Origin of the sequence: Streptococcus parasanguinis (assembly GCF_964238605.1) — a bacterium.
Lineage (GTDB): Bacteria > Bacillota > Bacilli > Lactobacillales > Streptococcaceae > Streptococcus > Streptococcus parasanguinis_AJ.
This window is the reverse complement of sequence record NZ_CAXSMM010000002.1, coordinates 151,079-171,849: the sequence shown is the minus strand read 5'-3', so window position 1 is coordinate 171,849 and position 20,771 is coordinate 151,079. Positions and strand designations below refer to the sequence as shown.

The window sequence follows — 20,771 nt, the reverse complement described above, 5'->3', positions numbered from 1 at the left end:
CATTTCCTATAGTTTAGAACCTGGTTTTATGATCAAATTCAGCCTGCCTGAGGAAGGCTAATTCTATGAGTTTGTCGTGTTTTCTTTGTTACTTTGACTGTCACTCGTCTTGTTTTTATTTTTTGAATTCTTCTTATTGGACTTTTTAGAGGACCCCTGGTTCCCTTCTTGTCCGCCAGATTGGTTCATGCCATTATCTGGACCATTCCCTTGTGGGCCACCATTGCCTTCCTGTGGCATCTGACCCGGACCGCCACCTTGTGGACCACCGCCTTGAGGTCCGCCATCCTGTGGGCCACCATTTTGCTGGTTTCCTTGTGAAGGATGGCCAGTTTGACTATTTTGTTGCTGATTGGATCCTTGGTTCTGACCCGTTTGGACCGGTTGAGAAAATTGTTGATTATTGGAAGATTGTGAGGCGATGACACCGACACCAAAGCCACTTCCAGCACCAACCAACAATCCACCAACGGCTGCCATGCCAATCCACCACTTAGGACTTCGTTTGAGGACAACCATTTTTTCTTTGGATTCTTGCGTTTCGACTACTTGTTTTGTTTCTTTTTGATTCATCTTTTTACCTTTTATCTTTTTGTACAAGTACTTGTCTTTTAAAATTTAAAGGGAGCTCGATCCTTTAGTAAGGCGATTATACTTTAGGAGTCTTAAGCCTGCCTAAATTTTTACTTAAAACAACCTAAAACGACTGGGACTATTGACAGGATGAAACCGATATTGTAGAATAGTTACCATAAAATAAATAAGAGGTTAACTGTTATGAAGAAAATCTTTCCCTTAGTTCTCATCTCCATTGGAGTGGCCATGATCTCCGTCCTATCTCAATTCACCATTCCCTTTGGTCCAATTCCTTTGACCCTGCAGACACTCATGATCGGGATCATCGGGACCATCTATAAACCCAGCCATGCCTTTGTCACAGTCTGTCTCTACCTACTTTTAGGCTTCTTAGGTTTTCCAGTATTTGCCGGCGGTGCTGGTGGCGCTTCGCATTTCCTTGGTCCTACTGCTGGTTTCCTCCTCTTCTTCCCATTCCGAGCATGGATCACGTCTCTGTTCACGAGTGCTAAATCCAGCCTTGTCACTATCTTTTTGGCCAATCTCCTCAGTAGTGCTCTCCTCTTTGTGTCAGGAGCTATCGGCTTTATGCTGGTCACGCATACCGATCTCCAAAAAGCATTTACTTTGGTCGTTGCTCCCTTTATCCTTGCTGACCTCATCAAATTGATCATCATTACGATCACCAGCAAGGCGGTTTTCGCCAGCCTTAAACACCACTGGTATTTCAAATAAGATACAAAGGGCTTAGCGGATATATTAAAAATATCAACATCTGAACACAGATGTTGATTTTTGTTATAGGGATACATGTATAAATCTTTTCAATTGAACTCCTTTTAAAGAGAACACTGTTTTAATGATGAAAAACATAGATCCTCCTTCCTTTATTTTTCCTTATAAAGAACTCTCAAGATCAGTAACTGTGTTAACAAAATCCAGATGATCAGAATAGTGAAGTCAAAAAATGAGACGGGACCATGACTATAGACACAAGCTCGTAGGAGGTTGACAGAAGGGACAAATGGAAGAACATGGTAGAGATGGTTTATCCAATCTGGAAGACGACTTGCAGGGTACATGATTGGTGAAAACATCAAACCAATCATGAGAATCAACTGAGACATCAGCGTGACAATATTGGGAGAAAAAGTATAAGCAATGGCAAATCCAAGACTGATCATCGTAAGACAGATCAGAAATAGGATGAATACAGCCAGAACAGATACATTTAGTCGGACAGAAAAACGAAAATAGCCCAGTATAACAGAAATGAATACTCCAGGTAAAATAGCAATCATCCACATCCAAAGATCTGCTAAGGAAATCAGAATTCGTGGTATTGGAAGGGCTCGTACGTAGTCTACATGTCCTTCTGACTTCGCATTTGCTATAACAGGGGATGAGATAGTACAGCCAATAGAAATGATTCCTATCAGAACTGAACCAGAAGAGAGATAGTAGGCAGCTGTCGTATCAATCTCACCGATCACTAGTGGATAACCAAAAAGAAGTGAAATGGATAACAGAACCTGAGCTAGCGTAAAGAGTAGAAATAGATCTTTTTGACGAAGATAGTTCCAACGAAGTAAGTAAAAAAATTGAGTCATATCAGTTTGTCAACTCCTCTCTATAAAGATCTGAAATGGATACGTTTTTCTGAGTAAGTGACAGATTAAAAATATTCTTTCTATCCAATTCCTGTGTTAGTTTTGGTAGCAGTCTTGTTAACTCCTCCTCTTCTATTTCAATCTGGCAAATCGAACCATTGATAATGGTATAATCATGAAATAGAGCTAAGCTATCTTCATTTCTAAACTCAAAAGAGATTTGATACTGTTTTTGATAGGTTATTTGCTGAACTGGGCCTGATTTGATTAACTTCCCATGGTTAAATAAGGCATAGTTGTCTGCATATTTTTCAACTTCCAACAAGTTATGTGTCACAATAATAATGGTATGACCTTTATGCGCCAACTTCTGTAATAATTGCCACTGTTTTTCACGACGTATTGGATCAACATCGTTCGTGGGTTCATCAAGAAGAATGATGGTCGGAGATCCGATTAAAGCCATTGCAAAAGAAGTTAGACGCTTTAAACCGCCTGAGAGATCCTTTCCTTGTTTTGCCCTGTACTCCTTAATTTCCAAGTCGGTTAAGAGCTGATCCATTTCTTTTTGTAAATCTATGGTGTTTAACCCTCTCATTCTTCCAAGCATTTCTATGTTTTGTTCCACCGTCAATTTCTCAAGTGGTGCATACTGTTGCGACATATAGCTCATCATTGAGCGAGCTTGTTTACGATTTTGAACAAAAGAAATATCTCCATAGCATACGTCTCCTTTATCAGGTTTGGTAAAACCAATCATTTGATTTAAGAGGGTGGACTTACCAGCACCATTGTGTCCTAAAAAGGCTGTAATTTTAGCAGCTTCTATTTCTAAGGAAATATGGTTATTAGCAAAATGTTGCTTATCGAATGATTTTGTCAAATCTCTAATAGTCAGTGTCGCAAATGTCTTCATCTCATCACTCAAGACTGAGAAGATTTTCCCAGCTTCCTTCATTTTTGATAAGATTATTGTATAATAAACATATGACTTTCCATGGTTTACGTCATGATTTACCATTTTAGTGTCATAATTAGCCAACTCAATTTGATAAGGGGGACTTATGTTAAACGTCGTTATTTGTGATGACTCAACTAGAGATGCTAGTCAGTTAGAACAGTATTTACTTTCTTACGACAAGGTTCCTGTAGAAACAAAACTATATACAAATCCACAAAAAATGCTAGAACAGTTAACAAGGGATACACATTGTGTTTTTTTGGATATTGATATGCCACAAATTACTGGAATTGACCTTGCACGTGAAATTCGTCAGTTCAATCCTTTTATCCCCATTATTTTTGTGACCAGCTATCGTGATTACATGGAACAAGTATTTGAAGTACAGACTTTTGATTACTTAGTAAAACCATTTGAACCCCAAAGGTTAAATAAGGTAGTAGACAGAATTTTACGTTATTTAGATTTAGGACAAACCATCTTTAACTTCTCATTTGGAAAACAAAGTTACTCTATTCCTTTAAGTGACATTACCTATTTTGAGAAAGATAAGCGTTCCGTTTTTATTTATACACTAGCAGATACCTATAAGTCCTTACTGAAAACTCAAGACATTTTAGATAAACTACCTGATTATTTTATTCAAATTCATGCTTCTTATATTGTAAATCCCAAATATATCAAAGATTTTGATGCGAAAACAGTAACTATTTTGCTAAATGGAACCGAGGAGCATTCACTTCCAATTAGTCGTAAGTTCCAGTCTTCTTTTAAAGAAAAATACTATAACTATCTCAGTGAAAGGAATTTCTAATGCTAATAGGATTGCGGATCATTAGTATCTTGTTTGACTTATTTCTAGCAAGTGTTTTATTTTATAGGCCAATATCCAAAAGTAAACATTCAAAAGAGACACTATTAGTCCTTTGTTGTTGCTTGCTTTTTCATGTGGCTCTTGTTTTTCTATTTTTAGAAAGTCGCGTTTTTTTAGTTAGCAATCTCTTTCTGAGTATTGTAGAATCCGCTCTTGTAGGACTCTATTTTGATTTCTCCTTTCGTGATTCTTCTTTTTGGATATTCTTACAAACAAGCCTGACATTATTAGCCGGAGCTGTCCTCAATCAAGCTATCCAACTATTTCTTCCACTGTCAAAAGTATCGAAAAATTTAGAACTGATTAGTGGTTACCTTGCCATCAGTTTTCTTTTTTCAACTGTGATCACTCTTGTTCTTCGACAGTTATTTCGAACACATCAAAAGTTAAGCATGGCAACATCTAGAAGAAATTGGCTTTATCAATTCATCGTGCCGATTTTATCGATTATTTTTGCCTTTACTGTATCTGCTATTCAAGGGCAAGTATTTGGACCAGATTATCTTTCTGTCATTTCACTCTTGTCTCTTATTGTATTGTCGTTTTCCTCGCTGTATTTTACCTTACATCTTTCTCAACAACAGCACGCTTATTATCAAAATAAATTAGATAAAGAACAACTTCAGTTCCAATTAAGAGAAACACAACAGTCTCAAGAGGAATACCAACGATTGCAAAGTCTTCGGCATGACTTAAAAAATAAACATTTAACCCTCTTGGCACTTCTAGAAGAAAATCCTGATGAAGCTAGAGAGTATCTTCAATCGTTAACCGATAGTATTTCAGGAAAACAAATCTTTTACTCCAAAAATCCAACGGTTAATTATTTACTAAATCAAAAACTGCGCGATGTGGAAGATGCAATTGCATTAGAAATTGACTGCTTTATCCCACAAGAACTATCTATTCAGCCCGATGTTCTAGCTGTTATTTTAGGAAATTGTTTGGATAATAGTATTTCAGCCTGCCTTCGATTGACTGATAAATCGGAGAGAACATTATCTCTGAATATACGTTATTTTCAACAAAATCTATTTATTTCGATCAATAATACCTTTAATGAACAGGAACAAGAGACTCGTAAAACACGTCAAAGAGATGGTTGGGGCTTGCGAAACGTTGATGCTCTAGTACAAGAATACCAAGGAACTGTCAAGCGTTTCAAAGAAAATGGCCGCTATCGAACGGAGATTCTCTTACCAAGCCCAATAAACTAATGATCCTTCTCCTTTGATATCCAATACAAATGATTCATTGAAAAAGCAAAAGATGCTACAGAATGAATTCTGTAGCATCTTTTATAAATTTATTTCATTTATTTCGTCGCAAGGATAGCGGCTTCTACTGCTGCTTTTTCCCGTTGAATCAAATCCACACGCGCTGCGATTTCCTTGATTCCCATGCTGATGTTTCGGCTGATAGCCATATCAGACAATTGAGGCTCAAAGAAGGCCTTATATTCATTCAAGCGTTCACGGGTCTTGAAACAGTTTGCTGGGTAGATGACAAACTTATCAAAGCTCATATCACCACCGAGGGCTTTCTTGACCCAATCCCAGTTTTCACGCGCCCAAGTCCAAGTTCTTCCTTGGGTAAAGTCATCGTGTAAGAAGTTGTAGTACCAACTCATAGCCAAGTCCTGAGGTTTCACCACATCCTTGTTCTTCCACTCCTTCAATAGAGCTTCCAAAGTTTCCTCATCCTTGGTATAAGAAAGTGCAGCCGCCAACTGGCGTTTAAAGTTCCCATCTACTGTCTTAACATAAGTATCCAGGTATTGTTGGCTAAGCTCCTTGGTTTCCTGGTGCTTGATTTGGTTAACCAAGATTTGCAGGCGGATGGCAGCTGGAAGTTTTTCCAAATCAGCTGCATGCGCTTCAAAGATAGCGCTCGCTTGAGCTTTTGCAGCTTCATCATTGGCCTTGATCATATTAGCAATCATTAGCTGACGAACTTTTTCGTCTTCTTCTGTTTCACCAGGCTTAGCTTCTAGACCCAAGCGTTCAAAGTTGTAACGGTTCAAGCGTTTCAACAACTCATGGAAGGCCGCTTCTGTTTCAGTTCCTTCATCCACAAAGAGACTGATTCCAGCTAAGACGCTCGAAACAGCTGAAACAACCAAGTAGGAACTTTCTTCTGTCAAGTGTTCAATCACTGGCAAGAGGCTTGCATAAGAAATTTGACCACTTTCAGCTAAAAGACGGCGTTCTTGAACCACTTGTAATTTTGAAGTGCTATCCAAGCTAGCAAGGTCAGCAAGGATGTCTTCCAACAATTCCCCACGGTAGTCACTGATATAGTGAGCTGTATTTTCTGTATTGAAGCGAAGAGCTCCGCTGTTAGCTGCTTTCAAGGCACTGTAGTTTGGAATTTCTAAAACTTCTGTTTCCAAGGTATCTGGAATACCCGTCCAGTTGCTATTTAACGGAACAACCCACTTGCGTCCTTTTTCTTCTCTTTCTCCGATGAAGAACTGCTCTTGACAGATGATCAAGGTATCGTTTTCCACAGAAGCTGAAACAACAGGGTATCCTGGTTGCTCCAACCAAGAATCCATAAAGGCTGCGACATCACGACCTGAAGCTTGCCCAAGAGCATCCCAAAGGTCACGACCGATAGTATTGCCGTATTGGTGTTTTTCAAAGTAGATCTTCAACCCTTTACGGAAGGCGTCATCGCCTAACCAGCGGCGAAGCATGTGCATGAGACGGCTACCCTTGGCGTAAACGATTGCTGGGTCAAAGAGGGTGTTGATCTCATCAGGGTGTTTGACTTCCACATGGACGGATTGAACGCCATCTGTAGCATCGCGTTTCAAGGCAGCAGGCACTCCAGTTGTTTGGAAGTCTTCAAAGATATTCCAGCTTGGTTCAATGGCATCCAAGCTGACATATTCCATCATATTGGCAAAGCTTTCATTCAACCAGAGATCATCCCACCATTTCATGGTCACGAGGTTTCCGAACCATTGGTGAGCCAATTCGTGAGCCACCACCAAGGCTACTGTTTGACGGCTTTGGGCCGTAGAGTTTTCATCTACTAGAAGGTAGACTTCACGGTAAGTCACCAAGCCCCAGTTTTCCATCGCTCCAGCTGAGAAATCAGGAAGCGCTACATGGAGGGATTGAGGAATTGGATACTTGACGCCATAATAGTCTTCATAAAACTCGATGACACGTACAGCGACATCAAGAGAAAACTCTAAGTTTTTCAACGGATGGGCCTTGGTTGAATAGATACCTACGAGAGTGCCATTTTTTGTTTTGGCTGTGATCCCTTGAAGATCTCCGGCAGCAAAGGCAAGGAGGTAAGAAGACATCCGTGGAGTCGTAGCAAATTTCCAAATTCCTGTTTCTTTGCGGTTTTCCACATCAATTTCAGGCATATTTGAGAGGGCAATTTCACCTTCTTCTTGGTCAAATTTCAAAGAAAGATCGAAAGTTGCTTTGGCTTCAGGCTCGTCCACACTTGGAAAAGCTTCACGCGCAAAATGGCTCTCAAACTGGGTAGAGAGGACTTCCTTCTTCACGCCATCAATGCTGTAGTATGATGGGTAAATCCCTGTCATATTGTCTGTGATCTTACCAGAATAGGTCAGAGTAACTGTCACTTGACCTGTTCCTTCCAATTCAACATAGACTGCTTCATTGTCATCATCAACCGTAAATGGACGGGCTTGACCTGCTATTTCTACTGTTTCGATGGTCAAATCCTTTTGGTGAAGCGAGATCTTGTCCGCCTTGGCTTGACCTGTGATCACCACACGACCGCTAAAGGTCTTGGTTTTACGACTTAAATCCAAAAACACTTCGTAATGTTCTGGAACGAATGTTTCTACAAAATGTGCAACTGCTTGCATAATTTCCTCCTTTAAATGTTTCATGCTTTCCAATGAAAAGCCCTAACAAAACTATTTTATCACAAAGTTAAGATAAAAGAAAAGACAAGCATGACAATGCCTGTCTGAGATCGAAAAGACTTTATGATCTTACATTTCGATAATTTTACCTGTTTCAAAGTAAACCACCCATTCACAGATATTTTTTGCATAATCTCCGATGCGTTCCAAAAAGTTGATCACTTGGAAATAATCACGTCCGGTCACGATGGACTCTGGATTATTCCGAATTTCTTCTGTTGCTAATTCTTGGATGCTATCGAAGTAATGGTTGATGACTTCGTCTCGTGTCGCAACTTCATAGGCCAAATCCACATCGCCTTTGAGGTAAACATCTAGTGTCGCTTCGACAAAATCTTTGACTTCACGGCCCATCTTGCTGATCTCTTCCTCAACAGATTGGATGCGGACTTCCCCTTTCATGCGAATCGTTGCCTTGGCAATTGATACTGCGTGGTCACCCATCCGCTCTAAGTCAGAGACCGCTTTTAAGACAGTCATCACGACACGAAGGTCTTGTGAAACGGGCTGTTGAAGGGCAATAATCTCAAAGGATTTGCGCTCTAATTTCACTTCGTAGTCGTTGATCTCCGCATCATCTTCGATAACTTGGCGGGCCAATTCACGGTCATGGGTCACGAAAGCGCGGACCGTACGGTTGATCTGACTCAACACTTCATTTCCCATTGCATAAAACTGGTTATGCAACTTCTCTAAATCTTCTTCAAATTGAACTCGTAACATTTTATTTTCTTCCTATCCAAATTTACCAGAGACATAGTCTTCTGTTTCTTTCTTAGCTGGGTTCAAGAACATTTCATTGGTGTCATTGTACTCAATCAAATCGCCATCCAAGAAAAAGGCTGTTTTATCAGAAATCCGACTCGCTTGCTGCATGGAGCGTGTCACCAAGAGCATGGTGTAGCGGTCTTTTAGTCCATATAAGGTTTCTTCAATCTTACCAGCTGAAATCGGGTCCAGCGCTGAAGTTGGTTCATCCAAAAGAATAATCTTTGGACTAGTCGCAAGAACCCGCGCCACACAGACCCGCTGCTGCTGACCACCGGAAAGTCCGATAGCTGAATCATGCAGGCGATCCTTGACTTCATCCCAGATGGAAGCGCGTTTCAATGAGGTTTCAACTGCCTCATCTAAGACAGCCTTATCCTTGACACCATTAATCATCAACCCATAAGTCACATTATCATAAATGGACATTGGAAAGGGATTTGGCTGTTGGAAGACCATTCCGATTTCCTTCCGCAATTCGACCGTATCGGTCCGTGGTCCGTAGATATTGTGACCGTTGTAGAGGATGGTCCCTGTGGTGGTGACCTCATGGTTAAGGTCCCCCATACGGTTAATGGCTTTTAAAAGGGTAGATTTCCCTGATCCTGAAGGACCAATCAAGGCTGTAATCTCCTTTGGAGCAAAATCCAAAGAGACACTATTCAAAGCCTTCTTTTTATTGTAATAAACCGACAAGTCCTTGACTTGCAAAATTGGTTCTGTCATTCTATTTTCCTTTTTGTTGTCATATTACTTTATCCAAAGTGACCCGATACATAATCGTTGGTCGATTGCAATTTCGCATTTTGGAAAATATTCGAGGTCTTATCGTACTCGATGAGGTTTCCAAGATAAAAGAAACCGGTATAATCACTAGCACGCGCTGCTTGTTGCATGCTGTGGGTCACGATGACAATGGTGTAATCTTTCTTCAGCTCCAGCATGGTTTCTTCTAATTGCGCTGTTGCGATCGGATCAAGCGCTGAAGCTGGCTCATCCATGAGTAGGATATCCGGCTTCACCGAGATAGCCCGCGCGATACAAAGTCGTTGCTGTTGACCACCTGAAAGCGTTAGAGCTGATTTGTGAAGATCATCCTTGACCTGATCCCATAGGGCTGCCTGTTTCAAAGAAGTTTCGACCAATTCGTCCAAGATCTTCTTGTCTTTCACCCCAGCACGTTCATGAGGGAAGGTGATATTTTTGTATATTGATTTGGCAAAAGGATTGGGTCGTTGGAAAACCATCCCAATGTGCTTGCGCATTTCATAGACATTGATATCTGGACGATTGACATCGATTCCTTCATACCAAATTTCACCCGTAACACGCGCAATATCGATGGTATCGTTCATCCGGTTCAAACTACGAAGATAGGTTGATTTCCCAGATCCTGAAGGACCGATCAAGGCTGTAATCTTATTCTTTTCAAACTGCATGTCGACGCCTTTGATGGACTCGTTAGTTCCATAATAGACATGCAAATCTTTAGTCGATAGGACCACCTTTTCTTCAGGAAAAGTAATGATGTGTCTCTCATCCCAATTGTATTTTGACATTTCTTCTCCTTTAAGCAGATGTTAGTTTTTTATGGAGGTAACTTCCGAGTTTGCGGGCTCCAAAGTTAAAGATCAAGATAAAGATCAAAAGAACGGCGGCAGAACCGGCTGAGACTTCGATCGAGTCTGGAATGGTTCCTTCACTGTTGACCTTCCAGATATGGACAGCCAAGGTTTCAGCCTGACGGAAGATCGAAATCGGGCTGGTCACACTAAAGATATTCCAGTTTGACCAATCAAGGGCTGGAGCCGATTGACCTGCAGTATAGATCAAGGCAGCGGCTTCCCCAAAGATCCGTCCTGAAGCTAAGACGACCCCAGTGATAATACTTGGAAGAGCTTCTGGTACCACGACATGAATCACAGTTTCCCAGCGAGACAAGCCCAGTGCTAGACCTGCTTCGCGCTGCGTATGGTGGACGTGCTGCAAGCTATCTTCGATATTGCGGGTCATCTGTGGCAGGTTAAAGACGGTCAAGGCCAAGGCCCCTGAAATGATCGAAAATCCGTATTTGAACTGGACAACGAAGACCAGGTAACCAAAGAGACCTACAACGACAGATGGCAAAGAAGACAAGATCTCAATACAGGTACGAACCAAATTGGTCAAACGCCCTTTTTTGGCGTACTCAGAGAGGTAAATCCCAGCCCCAAGAGAAAGTGGGAAGGAAATCACCAAGGTAATGACCAAGAGGAAGAAGGAATTATACAATTGAATTCCGATCCCTCCTCCTGCTTGGTAAGAAGAAGATTTCCCAGTCAAGAAGTGCCAGGATACATGGGGCAAGCCACGGACCAAGATATAAAGGATCAATGAGGCAAGAATCGCAACGATGATCCCTGAAATAGCATACAGCACTCCTGTGGCAATTTTATCCATTCGTTTAGCGTGCATAGTTCTTCTTACCTCTTTCTTTCGTAATCAGTTTAATCACACTGTTAAAGGCAAGACTCATGAGGAGCAATACCAAGGCGAGTGACCAAAGAACATTGTTATTGACCGTACCCATGACGGTATTTCCGATTCCCATGGTCAAAATAGAGGTGAGGGTGGAAGCTGGTGTAGTGAGCGAGGTTGGTACCACTGCAGAGTTTCCGACCACCATCTGGATAGCCAAAGCTTCCCCGAAGGCACGCGCCATACCAAAGACAACCGCTGTAAAGATTCCTGAGCGGGCTGCCTTGAGCGTGACATGCCAAATCGTTTGCCAGCGTGTCGCACCCATGGCCATACTAGCTTCCCGGTAATGACGGGGCACAGCTCGGAGGCTATCGGTCGTCATAAAGGTGACAGTTGGCAGGATCATAACAAAGAGGACAAAGACCCCTGAGAGAATCCCAAAACCAGTCCCTCCAAAGAGACTACGCGTAAATGGGACGACCACTTGAAGGCCAATAAATCCATAAACAACTGAAGGAATCCCCACTAAGAGCTCAATCGCTGGTTGTAAGAAACGAGCTCCTTTAGGAGAGACTTCTGTCATGAAAACTGCTGCACCAATGGCAAACGGCGTTGCCAAGAGGGCAGAAAGCAAGGTTACAATAAAGGAACCTAGAATCATTGGTAGGGCTCCGAATTCCTTTGCAGCAGGATTCCAAGAGCTCCCAAATAGAAAACTAAAGATATTGACTTTATTGACAAAGAAAGTCGATAAACCTTTTTGGGCCACGAAAATCAAAATCATGGCAACGACCACAACAATCAAACTCATACATAGAAAGGTAATGGTTTTCCCAAATTTTTCTAGGCGGGAGTTTTTTGATTTCGTCAGCATTTTTTTTGCTACTTCGTTCATTTTTTACCTAATTCTTTTATTTTTTTGTCACATTCCCTTTTAAATCACGGGTGACTTTCATATCATTGATTGGGATATAGCCCATCTTGCCAACAACTTTTTGCTGGATCTCATCGGTCATCATGTAGTCAATGAATTTTTTAGACAACTCATTGGGTTTTCCTTTGGTATACATGTGTTCATAAGACCAGATTGGCCAGTTATTGTTGACAACATTGGCTTTGGTTGGTTCATAACCGTTAAGCTTCATGGTTTTGACACTGCTATCCAAGTAGGTAAAGGCCAGATACGAGATGGCTCCTGGCGTTTGAGAAACGATGTTTTTCACCATTCCATTAGAGTCTTGCTCTTGGGCCTGCTTGGGTTGTTTGCCATCCATGATAATGGCATCAAAGACAGCACGACTACCAGAACCAACCGCCCGGTTCACAATCGTGATTTCAAGATCTGGACCTCCCAATTGCTTCCAGTTGGTATATTCACCCGTAAAGATCTTTCGCAATTGCTCTGTTGTCAAATTGTCGATTGAGATATTTTTATTGGCAATGATGGCTGTCCCTGCTACGGCTACCTGATGATCGACCAGACTAGAGGCATCAATCCCCGATTTTTCCTCTGCAAAGAGGTCACTATTTCCGATGTCCACAGCGCCTGATTGAACTTGTGAAAGTCCTGTACCAGAACCTCCTCCTTGAACATTTACAATCTTACCAGGATGTTCTTCAATGTAGCGATCTACTACTCCTTCAACCAAGGGTTGTAAGGCAGTCGATCCAACAGCAGTGATGGATTCTCCGCGATTGATCCAAGAAGCACAAGCAGATAAACTTCCTGCTAATGCAATCGTCGCTAGTCCTAGGATCAGCTTTTTAGACTTTTTCAAATCATGTCTCCTTGATATTCACTATTTCACTTATGATTTTGACAAGTTTTTTTCAAAAAAACTGTACTTCCACTATATCATAGAACGGGTTCTTTGCCCAGCATTTTACCTAAAACGAAGCCCCTTTGGATAGAAATTTTTCAGGGTTTGCCCGGTCACTTTGGCAAAGCCCAAACCATTGCCTTCTACAAGGACCTGGTACCATCCATTTGGATGCGTTTCCTTCAATTGAACTGTCTCTCCCGCCACATAATGAACAAAGTCCTCAGGCGTGATCGAAACAGTCTCTTTGACTTCACTCGGTTTCAGAGCTAGACCAAGCGCAAAACTAGGTTCAAATCGATTTTTCTTGAAGGTCCCTAGGTGCAAGCCATTTCGGGCGATTTTTACTTTGCGCAAATCTGGTAAACCTAAAGGAACCAAATACAGCTCGTCACCAAAGGTTTCGAGGACACCTTCTAGAGTGATCTTCAAGTGTTTCTTAGCAAATTCCTGCCACCATTTCTTTTGTTCAGCAGATAATTGGTCCTTTTTGGAAGGGATTTTAGCAGGCCGATTCTCTCCTAGATAACGAAACTTAGCGACAAATTGACCCTCCCCTTTAAAGCGATGAGGATACATACGCGCGGTTTCTGGATAGTCAATGCCTTCTGCCATACCATTGATCTTCTCGATCGTTTCCAGCTCCAGATCATAGTTTTCCAAAAGCCAGGATACAATTTCTTCATTTTCCTCTGGAGCCCAGGTACAGGTTGAATAAACCAAGGAACCACCTGGGACCAACATCTTGAGGGCATCCTCCAGAATTTCTCTTTGAAGAAGACTACACTCTCGAGGATATTCGACAGACCAATAGTCCATGGCATCAGGTTGCTTACGAAACATCCCCTCACCCGAACACGGGGCGTCTAGTACAATCAGATCAAAAAAGCCTGAGAAAACTTTGGCCAGACGATCGGCAGACTCATTGGTCACCAGCACATTTCGCGCACCAAAGCGTTCTACATTCTCTACAAGAATTTTCGAACGACCCTTGTGGATTTCATTGGAGACCAAGAGTCCCTGATTGTCCAAATAAGACAAGAGCTGGGTGGTCTTTCCACCAGGAGCTGCGGCCAAGTCTAAGACCTTCATTCCTGGCTTAGGCTGGGCGACTTGGGCCACTATCTGAGCTGCTGGCTCTTGCGAATAGACCAAGCCCGTTGCGTGCTCGATGGATTTTCCTGAGACCTTTCCATAATGTCCCCAAGGGGTATTGGGAATCGGATCATCAAATGCTTTTTGAGTTTCTTTCAAAGGATTAGTCCGAAAGGCCGATACTGCTTCTTGCTCAAAGGTCGCAAAAAAAGCAGCAGCATCCTCACCTAGAAGATGCTGGTATTTTTCTTTAAAACCATTGGGAAAATTCATTTAACTTCTCCCTTTCTTAAGATAGGTTTGAATTTCTGTTAACTTCACTTTTGGAACCATCATAATGGGTTCCACTGACTGGTAATTAGGTTTATCTCCATTTAGATTTAAAACGGTATAGCCCAACTGTTCCCCCATGATCGCAGCTGCGGCATAATCCCAGGGCCAGATATAGCTAAAATAGGCTAGAATGCCACCTGAGAGAATTTTTGAAAAACTAATACCGGCACTTCCGTAGACCCGAATGCCCAGGGAATCTATACCAAGATCGGCCATGCCCCAGTCATTTTTCTCAAGCATACCGACATTTGAAGCAATCAAAAGGTTTTCCAGAGGTTGGTCCACAAAGGGCGTCAGTTCAACCTCATTGCGATAAACAGGGAATTCTCCACCCCCGTAAAAAAGGTGATCCCGCATCACATCGTAGATCAGGCCAAACTGACCAATTCCGTCTTCAAAATAGGCCACCATCACCGCAAAATCTTCCTTTTGGGTCACAAAATTATTGGTCCCATCAATAGGATCAATCACCCAAACGGATCCTTCTGAAATCGGTGAACGAAGGCCATTTTCCTCCGCAAAAATCCGATCTTCTGGGTAGCGATGTGTGATTTTTTCAACCAAATCCTTTTGAACCTGTTGGTCCATCTGGGTGACTAAATCTGTCGGCCCAGTCTTTTTTGAGATCATCAAGTCATCATGGAGATGAAGACGCAAGTAGTCTCCAGCCTCTAAAACGATTTGTTTGGCAAACTCTAATTTATTCTTCAAGAGAAAACCATCCTTCCTCTTTTTGCTTTGCAGTCTGGGTCGCACGATAGAGAGAATAACCGCTCACTTCTTCGAACTCCCGTCCAAGACGCTTTTCTTCTCCGATACTAGGTACGACCTTCTTAAAAGCGCGGTAGGCTTCCATGTATTCTTTGGCCTCTACCTTACTTTCATAAGCTTCTTCAACTTTATTGAAAAAAGAAAGCACTGAAGCAAGCTCTTCAGTGCTCCACGATAAGTCCAGTGGGTAACTATAATTTTTTTGCATTCGACATACTTCTTAGTTTATTTCTGCTCTTAGAGTGGCAGAGCGTAACTCTTGTTTGCGATAACTCCGTGGCAAGAAGGCCCGAATTTCATCTTCGTTAAAGCCAATCTGCATACGTTTGTTATCTAAAATAATCGGTCTCCGCAAGAGACTAGGATTTTCCTCAATCAGATGGATCAAGGCTGAGATGGATAAATCTTCAACATCAACATCCAATTTTTGAAAAATTTTTGAACGAGTTGAAATAATGTCGTCTGTTCCGTTTTCGGTCAAGGCCAATATACTTGTCAACTCCTGTTTGCTCAAAGGACTTGTCATAATATTGTGTTCTTTAAATGGAACATCGTGCTTTTTTAACCAAGCCCGAGCTTTTCGACATGATGTACAACTCGGTGATAAAAATAATGTAATCATGTGGTTCACTTCTTTTTTTATATATAACTATCTGACTCTATTATACAAAAAAAATAGGTGCTTGAAAAGCGCTTTTTTGATTTCTCGACGATTTTTCTGGATTTCAGTGGAAAAAAGAAATCCCTTTCATTATTCTCAAGAAGAGGCCCGAAAAAAGAGAGTGGGACAGAAATCGGTAATTCGTTAGAATTCGATTTCGTCGTCCCACCTCCGCACAGTTGAGTAGGGCTGTAAAAGCTGATGAAATCAGCGTAGTAGAGCCCACTCAACCACTGCGTCTTGTTCGACAATCCAAAAACAATTGAGAGGCTAGGACTTTTGTCCCAGCCTCTTGGTCCAGTTTCGTGAAATTGCTTCATCTTCTTTCAATTGAGCCACTAGTTGATCGATCCCATCGAATTTGACCATTTCTCGTATCTTATCCAACCAATGAATGGTCAGGGTATGACCATAGATATCTCCTGTAAAATCAAAGAGATTGACTTCGAAACGAAGCTCTTTTCCATCAAAGGTGACATTTTTTCCGACAGAAGCCATCCCACGGTAGGTCTGCCCTTTAAAATCGACATCGACTACATAAACGCCATCTGATGGGAGATAGGTCCGATCAATCGGCGCTAAATTGGCAGTAGGATAGCCAATGGTGCGTCCACGCGCATCCCCATGCACGACGATTCCTCGACTGGATAAAGGGTGACCAAGTAGACAGGCAGCTTCTTGGACGCGTCCTTCTAGGATAGCTTGACGAATGCGGGTTGAACTAATCTTTTCCCCCTGATCCAATACAGGAGAAATGACTTCCACTTGACCATCAAAATAAGCAGCTAAGTCAGAGGCCTTTTTCTTATCAGAGCCAAAACTATAATCAAATCCAGCAATTAAAACTCGGGCTCTCAAGGCTTTGACAAATTGATCGACAAATTCTTTCGCAGTTTTAGAAGCAAAATCGGTCGTAAAATCAATGAGGAAGAGCTCATCCACTCCTAGTTCGTTTAATTTTTGGAACCGATCCTCAGGGCTCTGCAAATGAAGCAGTAATTCTGGTTGGTAGCGAACAAAGGCTAACTTAGGAGATTCAGGGAAGGTTAACAAAGCGACCTTCAAGCCTTTTTCATCCGCGATCTGACGCGCCTTTTTAAAGAGTTCTTGATGCCCCAGATGCAGGCCATCAAAGTAGCCCAGAACCAAAACTGTCTCATTCTCCAAATGGATCTGGTTAGCAGTAGTAATCGTACGAATATTCATGAATTTATTGTAACACACTTTCTGTTAGAAAGACTTTTCGAGGTTTGTAAAGTTCTTCTCTTTTTTCTAAAATGGCTACCAATTTTCCTTGGTAAAAAGCAGCTAACTCTTTGGAGTCACTCTCAACTGGAATAAAGCGTCCCACTTGGACTTCGCTAACCTTTTCAACTGTCAGCTCTACTTTTTCCAGATCCCCGGTGCCAATTTCAAGTGGGTGAAGGAAGCTCAAATCTCCTTGCGCTACTTTTTCAGCCACTTCTTCTAAGGTCAGGGCATCATCCAGTGACAAACCAGCAGCACTGGTCCGTGTCAGATGAGACATATGGGCTGCGTAGCCCAGTTTTTGACCCAGATCCACCGACAAGGTTCGGATATAGGTGCCCTTGCTGCATTTGACTCGGAAACGAAAACGGGCTAGCCCTCCTTCATAGCTAATCTCACTGGTGCGCGTAAAGTCATAAATGGTTACCTGCCGGACAGGGCGTTCCACTTCTTCTCCTGCCCGCGCATATTCATAGAGCTTACGTCCATTGACCTTGACAGCGGAATACATAGGTGGTACTTGCTCCATTTTTCCCACCATTTGGGCAATCATGCGATCGACCTCTCCTACATCTAAAGGTGCTTCCACTGGGGTCCGCTCTACGACTTCCCCGCTGGCATCCTCCGTCGTGGTAGAAAATCCCAAAGTGATTTCTCCTTCATAGACCTTGCCTTCATCTTGCATAAATTCCACCATCCGGGTCGCCTTTCCAACTGCTATCGGAAGCACTCCCACCACATCCGGATCCAGCGTTCCCCCATGGCCGATCTTCTTAGTTCCTAAAATTTTTCGCAGTTTAAAGACCACATCATGTGAGGTCATGCCTGCTTCTTTTTTTACATTGATAATTCCGTCCATCTGATTTGCTCTTTCTAACTGATTGTGTGACCATCCGGTCCACCGACCCTTTATTATACCATGAAACAAGACTTCTTGTCCCTCTTTCCCCCTTCCCATGAACTCCTAAAAAATCCCGTAGCAGATTTCAGACTTTTTAAAATGGGTTTGATACAATAGAAAGCGAAAGAAGGTGTAACATATGTTAATGTATGATGTTATTGTGATTGGATTTGGTAAAGCTGGTAAAACACTTGCAGCGAAATTATCAAGCCAAGGAAAAAAAGTCGCTCTGATTGAAAAGAGCAAGTCTATGTATGGTGGTACTTGTATCAATATCGCTTGTATTCCCACCAAGACCTTGATTGTTGCAGCAGAAAAAGGCTTGGATTTTGAACAAGCCATGAATGAGAAAAATGCTGTCACCACTCGTCTCAACGGAAAGAACTATGCAACTATTGCTGGAACCGGTGTAGACATTATCGACGCGACGGCTCGTTTCGTTTCTAACAAGGTCATCGAAATTCAAGCTGGAGATGAAAAGGAAGAATTGACAGCTGAAACCATTATTATTAATACTGGTGCTGTGCCAAATGTCCTTCCGATTCCAGGTTTGGCTGAAAGTAAATTTGCCGTGGATTCAACCGGCATTCAACGTTTGGAAAACCTACCTAAACGCCTGGGTGTCCTTGGTGGTGGACCAATCGGATTGGAATTTGCTCATCTCTATAATACCTTGGGTAGCCAAGTAACGGTACTAGACGCTTCTGAAACATTCTTGCCACGGATCGAGCCAAGCATTGCAGCTCTTGCAAAAGGCTACCTGGAAGAAGATGGTATTCAATTCTTGCAAGGCGTTCATACCCAAGAAATCAAAGATGGCCAAAACAGCTTAACGGTTGTCACAGATAAGGGAGACTTCGAGTTTGATATCCTTCTCTACGCAACAGGACGTAAACCAAACATCGCTGGACTTGGTCTTGAAAACACAGATATCCAAGTCACTGATCGTGGAGCAATCCAAGTCAACCGTCATTTAGAAACCAGCGTCCCTGGTGTCTTTGCAGTTGGGGATGTCAATGGTGGTCCTCAGTTTACTTACATGTCACTCGATGACTTCCGCATTGTCTTCAACTACCTTACAGGCGATGGTAGCTACAATCTCGAAACTCGTAGAAATTATGCGACAACACTCTTTATTGCTCCTCCACTTGCCCAAGTCGGCTTGACCGAGCAAGAAGCACGTGACAAAGGACTTCCAGTTGCTGTTAAAGAATTGCCAGTTGCTGCCATGCCTCGTGGACATGTCAATGCAGACCTTCGAGGTGCCTTCAAAGCCGTGGTCAACCCAGAAACAAAAGAAATTCTTGGAGTGACGCTCTTTGGAGAAGCTGCAGGCGAAATCATCAACCAGATTACCATGGCCATGGACAACAAGATCCCTTATACTTACATCGCAAAACAAATCTTTACTCACCCAACCATGGCAGAAAACCTAAATGATCTCTTTGCGATTTAACTAACATAAAAAAGCTGGAAAATATTCCAGCTTTTTTAGTTTAAGAATTCACAGACAGCCTCTTGAAATACTTTATTTTCTTCATAAAGAGCATGCCCAGAATGTTTTAGAATAAGGAGCTGGCAACCCGAAATCGCTTTTGCTAGTTCCTTAGATCCGTCCACACCGACCACATCATCTTCAAGGGCACCAAGGATCAGGGTCGGACAATGAATTTCTTTTAAGACCTCAAGGCTATTATGTTCCAGGCAAGACTGAGACTGAATGGCTATTCTATTTTCATCTTTGATTCGCCCCAAGCGACCCATGATATTATAAAGCAACCGCCACTTTTGATAGCTCTTTTGCGTGTAGGAATGCTTTGCAATATCCAGCATGAGATGCTTAAAATTTCCAGATTGACTAAGTTTTTGCCAATGCTCAATTCGTTCTCTAGCAAGTTGACTAGGTTTTGCAGTGGTCACGGCTAAAATGAGCTTTTGAACCTTTTCTGGAAAATCTGCAGCTAGCCATTGGGCAATCATTCCACCTTGTGAAATCCCCATAACATAAGCGGTATCTAGGTTTAGTGTCTCCATTGCTTCTGCTACATCTGCTGCCATATCCCACGTCGTATAGCCCTGTCTCAGCTCATTGATTCGAGAAAAAACATAGATTTTATAACGTTTAGCAAGTAGACGATACGAGAGAGAAAAGAGCTGTGCCTTTCCTTTAACGGTCTGAAGCCCATCCCCCAAGCCTGGTATGATCACTAATGGCTGCTTACCTTTTCCAAATGTTACATAGTCCATGCTCTTTTTGTTCAAATATAAGGTTTTCCCTTTTGTTGAAGACATTACTTCGTTCCCTCTACTATTTTTTCATGATTTATTCATGTTGAGTTTTTAAATGCAAGGCAAAGCCAGCAGTCACTTTTTCAAATCCAACTGCCTGATAAAACTGATGTGCAGCATTTCGTTCAGCGGTTAATCCACTATTTAGAGCCAGCGCCTTAACCCCTTCTTTTACAGCTTGTTTTTTCAATTCATCGATTAGCCTACTAGCAATTCCTTGTCGTCTTGTTTCTTTTGCAACTGACAAAGCCAAAATACGATAGTAAGATCCATCTGTTTCAAAAAAGAAGAGTTTTGCATAACCTAAGAAACCTAAAATTTCTCCGTTTCTTTCAGCTAGAAGACAGCCATAATGTGGCTGAGAAAGAATCATTTCTAAACGTCGAGACAGCTTAGAAGCGGTCGTTGGATAGCCCAAGTCTTCGTATAAAGACAGTAGGGCTTCAGTATCTTTCATGGTTGCTTTTCGTATCTGCATAGGATCC

At 42.1% G+C, this 20,771-nt stretch carries 22 protein-coding genes; 4 read left to right on the top strand and 18 right to left on the bottom strand.

What is annotated here, in order from left to right; genetic code table 11:
• Positions 1-63 precede the first annotated feature (63 nt).
• The gene (locus tag ACESR9_RS02810; protein ID WP_023917779.1) at positions 64-573 is read right to left on the bottom strand and encodes a hypothetical protein; all 510 of its coding nucleotides are present in this window, start codon (positions 571-573) and stop codon (positions 64-66) included.
• Positions 574-777: 204 nt separating this feature from the next.
• On the opposite strand from ACESR9_RS02810, the gene ACESR9_RS02805 reads away from it, so the two are divergent.
• Positions 778-1,311: a biotin transporter BioY gene (locus tag ACESR9_RS02805; RefSeq protein WP_373105444.1), complete on the top strand. Its 534-nt coding sequence runs from the start codon at positions 778-780 to the stop codon at positions 1,309-1,311.
• 152 nt (positions 1,312-1,463) lie between these two features.
• On the opposite strand, the gene ACESR9_RS02800 is transcribed toward ACESR9_RS02805, so the two are convergent.
• The gene (locus ACESR9_RS02800) at positions 1,464-2,186 is read right to left on the bottom strand and encodes an ABC transporter permease (protein WP_049503982.1); all 723 of its coding nucleotides are present in this window, start codon (positions 2,184-2,186) and stop codon (positions 1,464-1,466) included.
• A 1-nt stretch (position 2,187) separates the two neighbouring features.
• Positions 2,188-3,144, bottom strand: a complete 957-nt coding sequence (locus tag ACESR9_RS02795) for an ABC transporter ATP-binding protein (RefSeq protein ID WP_373105542.1) — start codon at positions 3,142-3,144, stop codon at positions 2,188-2,190.
• A gap of 106 nt (positions 3,145-3,250) precedes the next feature.
• On the opposite strand from ACESR9_RS02795, the gene ACESR9_RS02790 reads away from it, so the two are divergent.
• Together ACESR9_RS02790 and ACESR9_RS02785 are read left to right on the top strand one after the other, a co-directional pair.
• Complete coding sequence (locus ACESR9_RS02790; RefSeq protein ID WP_049517974.1) at positions 3,251-3,961, top strand: LytR/AlgR family response regulator transcription factor; 711 nt, start codon at positions 3,251-3,253, stop codon at positions 3,959-3,961.
• A complete protein-coding gene (locus tag ACESR9_RS02785; RefSeq protein ID WP_373105441.1) occupies positions 3,961-5,238 on the top strand; it encodes a sensor histidine kinase in 1,278 nt (425 codons plus the stop codon). Before ACESR9_RS02790 ends, ACESR9_RS02785 begins: the two co-directional genes overlap by 1 nt.
• Before the next feature lie 98 nt (positions 5,239-5,336).
• Here ACESR9_RS02785 and ACESR9_RS02780 read toward each other — a convergent pair whose 3' ends face one another.
• From ACESR9_RS02780 to truB, 13 genes are all read right to left on the bottom strand, one after another.
• Entirely contained in the window at positions 5,337-7,880 is a 2,544-nt protein-coding gene (locus ACESR9_RS02780) for a M1 family metallopeptidase (protein WP_373105439.1), read from the bottom strand.
• 129 nt (positions 7,881-8,009) lie between these two features.
• Positions 8,010-8,663, bottom strand: a complete 654-nt coding sequence (gene phoU / locus ACESR9_RS02775; protein ID WP_201087642.1) for a phosphate signaling complex protein PhoU — start codon at positions 8,661-8,663, stop codon at positions 8,010-8,012.
• A 12-nt stretch (positions 8,664-8,675) separates the two neighbouring features.
• The gene (pstB, locus tag ACESR9_RS02770) at positions 8,676-9,434 is read right to left on the bottom strand and encodes a phosphate ABC transporter ATP-binding protein PstB (protein ID WP_003003393.1); all 759 of its coding nucleotides are present in this window, start codon (positions 9,432-9,434) and stop codon (positions 8,676-8,678) included.
• A gap of 29 nt (positions 9,435-9,463) precedes the next feature.
• Complete coding sequence (gene pstB / locus ACESR9_RS02765) at positions 9,464-10,267, bottom strand: phosphate ABC transporter ATP-binding protein PstB (RefSeq protein ID WP_003006600.1); 804 nt, start codon at positions 10,265-10,267, stop codon at positions 9,464-9,466.
• A 10-nt stretch (positions 10,268-10,277) separates the two neighbouring features.
• Complete coding sequence (gene pstA / locus ACESR9_RS02760) at positions 10,278-11,162, bottom strand: phosphate ABC transporter permease PstA (protein ID WP_003006597.1); 885 nt, start codon at positions 11,160-11,162, stop codon at positions 10,278-10,280.
• The gene (gene pstC / locus ACESR9_RS02755; protein WP_014713132.1) at positions 11,152-12,063 is read right to left on the bottom strand and encodes a phosphate ABC transporter permease subunit PstC; all 912 of its coding nucleotides are present in this window, start codon (positions 12,061-12,063) and stop codon (positions 11,152-11,154) included. Before pstC ends, pstA begins: the two co-directional genes overlap by 11 nt.
• Before the next feature lie 16 nt (positions 12,064-12,079).
• Positions 12,080-12,946, bottom strand: coding sequence for a phosphate ABC transporter substrate-binding protein PstS family protein (locus ACESR9_RS02750; RefSeq protein ID WP_049490904.1), 867 nt, complete (start codon positions 12,944-12,946; stop codon positions 12,080-12,082).
• A gap of 105 nt (positions 12,947-13,051) precedes the next feature.
• A complete protein-coding gene (locus ACESR9_RS02745) occupies positions 13,052-14,356 on the bottom strand; it encodes an RsmF rRNA methyltransferase first C-terminal domain-containing protein (RefSeq protein ID WP_373105436.1) in 1,305 nt (434 codons plus the stop codon).
• The gene (locus ACESR9_RS02740; protein WP_371605346.1) at positions 14,357-15,127 is read right to left on the bottom strand and encodes an inositol monophosphatase family protein; all 771 of its coding nucleotides are present in this window, start codon (positions 15,125-15,127) and stop codon (positions 14,357-14,359) included.
• Positions 15,117-15,395 carry a UPF0223 family protein gene (locus tag ACESR9_RS02735; RefSeq protein ID WP_031577056.1) on the bottom strand — a complete coding sequence of 93 codons (279 nt, stop codon included), beginning with the start codon at positions 15,393-15,395 and terminating at the stop codon, positions 15,117-15,119. The genes ACESR9_RS02740 and ACESR9_RS02735 overlap by 11 nt, the downstream gene beginning before the upstream one ends.
• Positions 15,396-15,407: 12 nt before the next feature.
• Positions 15,408-15,809, bottom strand: coding sequence for a Spx/MgsR family RNA polymerase-binding regulatory protein (locus ACESR9_RS02730; protein WP_009732658.1), 402 nt, complete (start codon positions 15,807-15,809; stop codon positions 15,408-15,410).
• A gap of 309 nt (positions 15,810-16,118) precedes the next feature.
• On the bottom strand, positions 16,119-17,054 hold the full coding sequence (locus ACESR9_RS02725; RefSeq protein WP_155167801.1) for a bifunctional riboflavin kinase/FAD synthetase: 936 nt from the start codon (positions 17,052-17,054) through the stop codon (positions 16,119-16,121).
• Between the two features lie 4 nt (positions 17,055-17,058).
• Positions 17,059-17,955 (bottom strand): tRNA pseudouridine(55) synthase TruB, encoded by an 897-nt coding sequence (truB, locus tag ACESR9_RS02720; RefSeq protein ID WP_373105431.1) that lies wholly within the window; start codon positions 17,953-17,955, stop codon positions 17,059-17,061.
• A 181-nt stretch (positions 17,956-18,136) separates the two neighbouring features.
• Between truB and ACESR9_RS02715 the strand changes: the two genes are divergently transcribed.
• Positions 18,137-19,453, top strand: coding sequence for an FAD-containing oxidoreductase (locus ACESR9_RS02715; protein ID WP_155171589.1), 1,317 nt, complete (start codon positions 18,137-18,139; stop codon positions 19,451-19,453).
• A gap of 35 nt (positions 19,454-19,488) precedes the next feature.
• Here the strand turns inward: ACESR9_RS02715 and ACESR9_RS02710 are convergent, their stop codons facing one another.
• Together ACESR9_RS02710 and ACESR9_RS02705 are read right to left on the bottom strand one after the other, a co-directional pair.
• Positions 19,489-20,289, bottom strand: coding sequence for an alpha/beta fold hydrolase (locus ACESR9_RS02710; RefSeq protein WP_031576625.1), 801 nt, complete (start codon positions 20,287-20,289; stop codon positions 19,489-19,491).
• 31 nt (positions 20,290-20,320) lie between these two features.
• The gene (locus ACESR9_RS02705) at positions 20,321-20,764 is read right to left on the bottom strand and encodes a GNAT family N-acetyltransferase (protein ID WP_373105427.1); all 444 of its coding nucleotides are present in this window, start codon (positions 20,762-20,764) and stop codon (positions 20,321-20,323) included.
• Positions 20,765-20,771: the final 7 nt, after the last annotated feature.

Bases quoted from the DNA above. Each gene is read 5' to 3' on its own strand.
- ACESR9_RS02810 (WP_023917779.1), bottom strand. From the start codon at position 573: ATGAATCAAAAAGAAACAAAACAAGTAGTCGAAACGCAAGAATCCAAA.
- ACESR9_RS02805 (WP_373105444.1), top strand. From the start codon at position 778: ATGAAGAAAATCTTTCCCTTAGTTCTCATCTCCATTGGAGTGGCCATG.
- ACESR9_RS02800 (WP_049503982.1), bottom strand. From the start codon at position 2,186: ATGACTCAATTTTTTTACTTACTTCGTTGGAACTATCTTCGTCAAAAA.
- ACESR9_RS02795 (WP_373105542.1), bottom strand. From the start codon at position 3,144: ATGAAGGAAGCTGGGAAAATCTTCTCAGTCTTGAGTGATGAGATGAAG.
- ACESR9_RS02790 (WP_049517974.1), top strand. From the start codon at position 3,251: ATGTTAAACGTCGTTATTTGTGATGACTCAACTAGAGATGCTAGTCAG.
- ACESR9_RS02785 (WP_373105441.1), top strand. From the start codon at position 3,961: ATGCTAATAGGATTGCGGATCATTAGTATCTTGTTTGACTTATTTCTA.
- ACESR9_RS02780 (WP_373105439.1), bottom strand. From the start codon at position 7,880: ATGCAAGCAGTTGCACATTTTGTAGAAACATTCGTTCCAGAACATTAC.
- phoU (WP_201087642.1), bottom strand. From the start codon at position 8,663: ATGTTACGAGTTCAATTTGAAGAAGATTTAGAGAAGTTGCATAACCAG.
- pstB (WP_003003393.1), bottom strand. From the start codon at position 9,434: ATGACAGAACCAATTTTGCAAGTCAAGGACTTGTCGGTTTATTACAAT.
- pstB (WP_003006600.1), bottom strand. From the start codon at position 10,267: ATGTCAAAATACAATTGGGATGAGAGACACATCATTACTTTTCCTGAA.
- pstA (WP_003006597.1), bottom strand. From the start codon at position 11,162: ATGCACGCTAAACGAATGGATAAAATTGCCACAGGAGTGCTGTATGCT.
- pstC (WP_014713132.1), bottom strand. From the start codon at position 12,063: ATGAACGAAGTAGCAAAAAAAATGCTGACGAAATCAAAAAACTCCCGC.
- ACESR9_RS02745 (WP_373105436.1), bottom strand. From the start codon at position 14,356: ATGAATTTTCCCAATGGTTTTAAAGAAAAATACCAGCATCTTCTAGGT.
- ACESR9_RS02735 (WP_031577056.1), bottom strand. From the start codon at position 15,395: ATGCAAAAAAATTATAGTTACCCACTGGACTTATCGTGGAGCACTGAA.
- ACESR9_RS02730 (WP_009732658.1), bottom strand. From the start codon at position 15,809: ATGATTACATTATTTTTATCACCGAGTTGTACATCATGTCGAAAAGCT.
- ACESR9_RS02725 (WP_155167801.1), bottom strand. From the start codon at position 17,054: ATGAATATTCGTACGATTACTACTGCTAACCAGATCCATTTGGAGAAT.
- truB (WP_373105431.1), bottom strand. From the start codon at position 17,955: ATGGACGGAATTATCAATGTAAAAAAAGAAGCAGGCATGACCTCACAT.
- ACESR9_RS02715 (WP_155171589.1), top strand. From the start codon at position 18,137: ATGTTAATGTATGATGTTATTGTGATTGGATTTGGTAAAGCTGGTAAA.
- ACESR9_RS02710 (WP_031576625.1), bottom strand. From the start codon at position 20,289: ATGTCTTCAACAAAAGGGAAAACCTTATATTTGAACAAAAAGAGCATG.
- ACESR9_RS02705 (WP_373105427.1), bottom strand. From the start codon at position 20,764: ATGCAGATACGAAAAGCAACCATGAAAGATACTGAAGCCCTACTGTCT.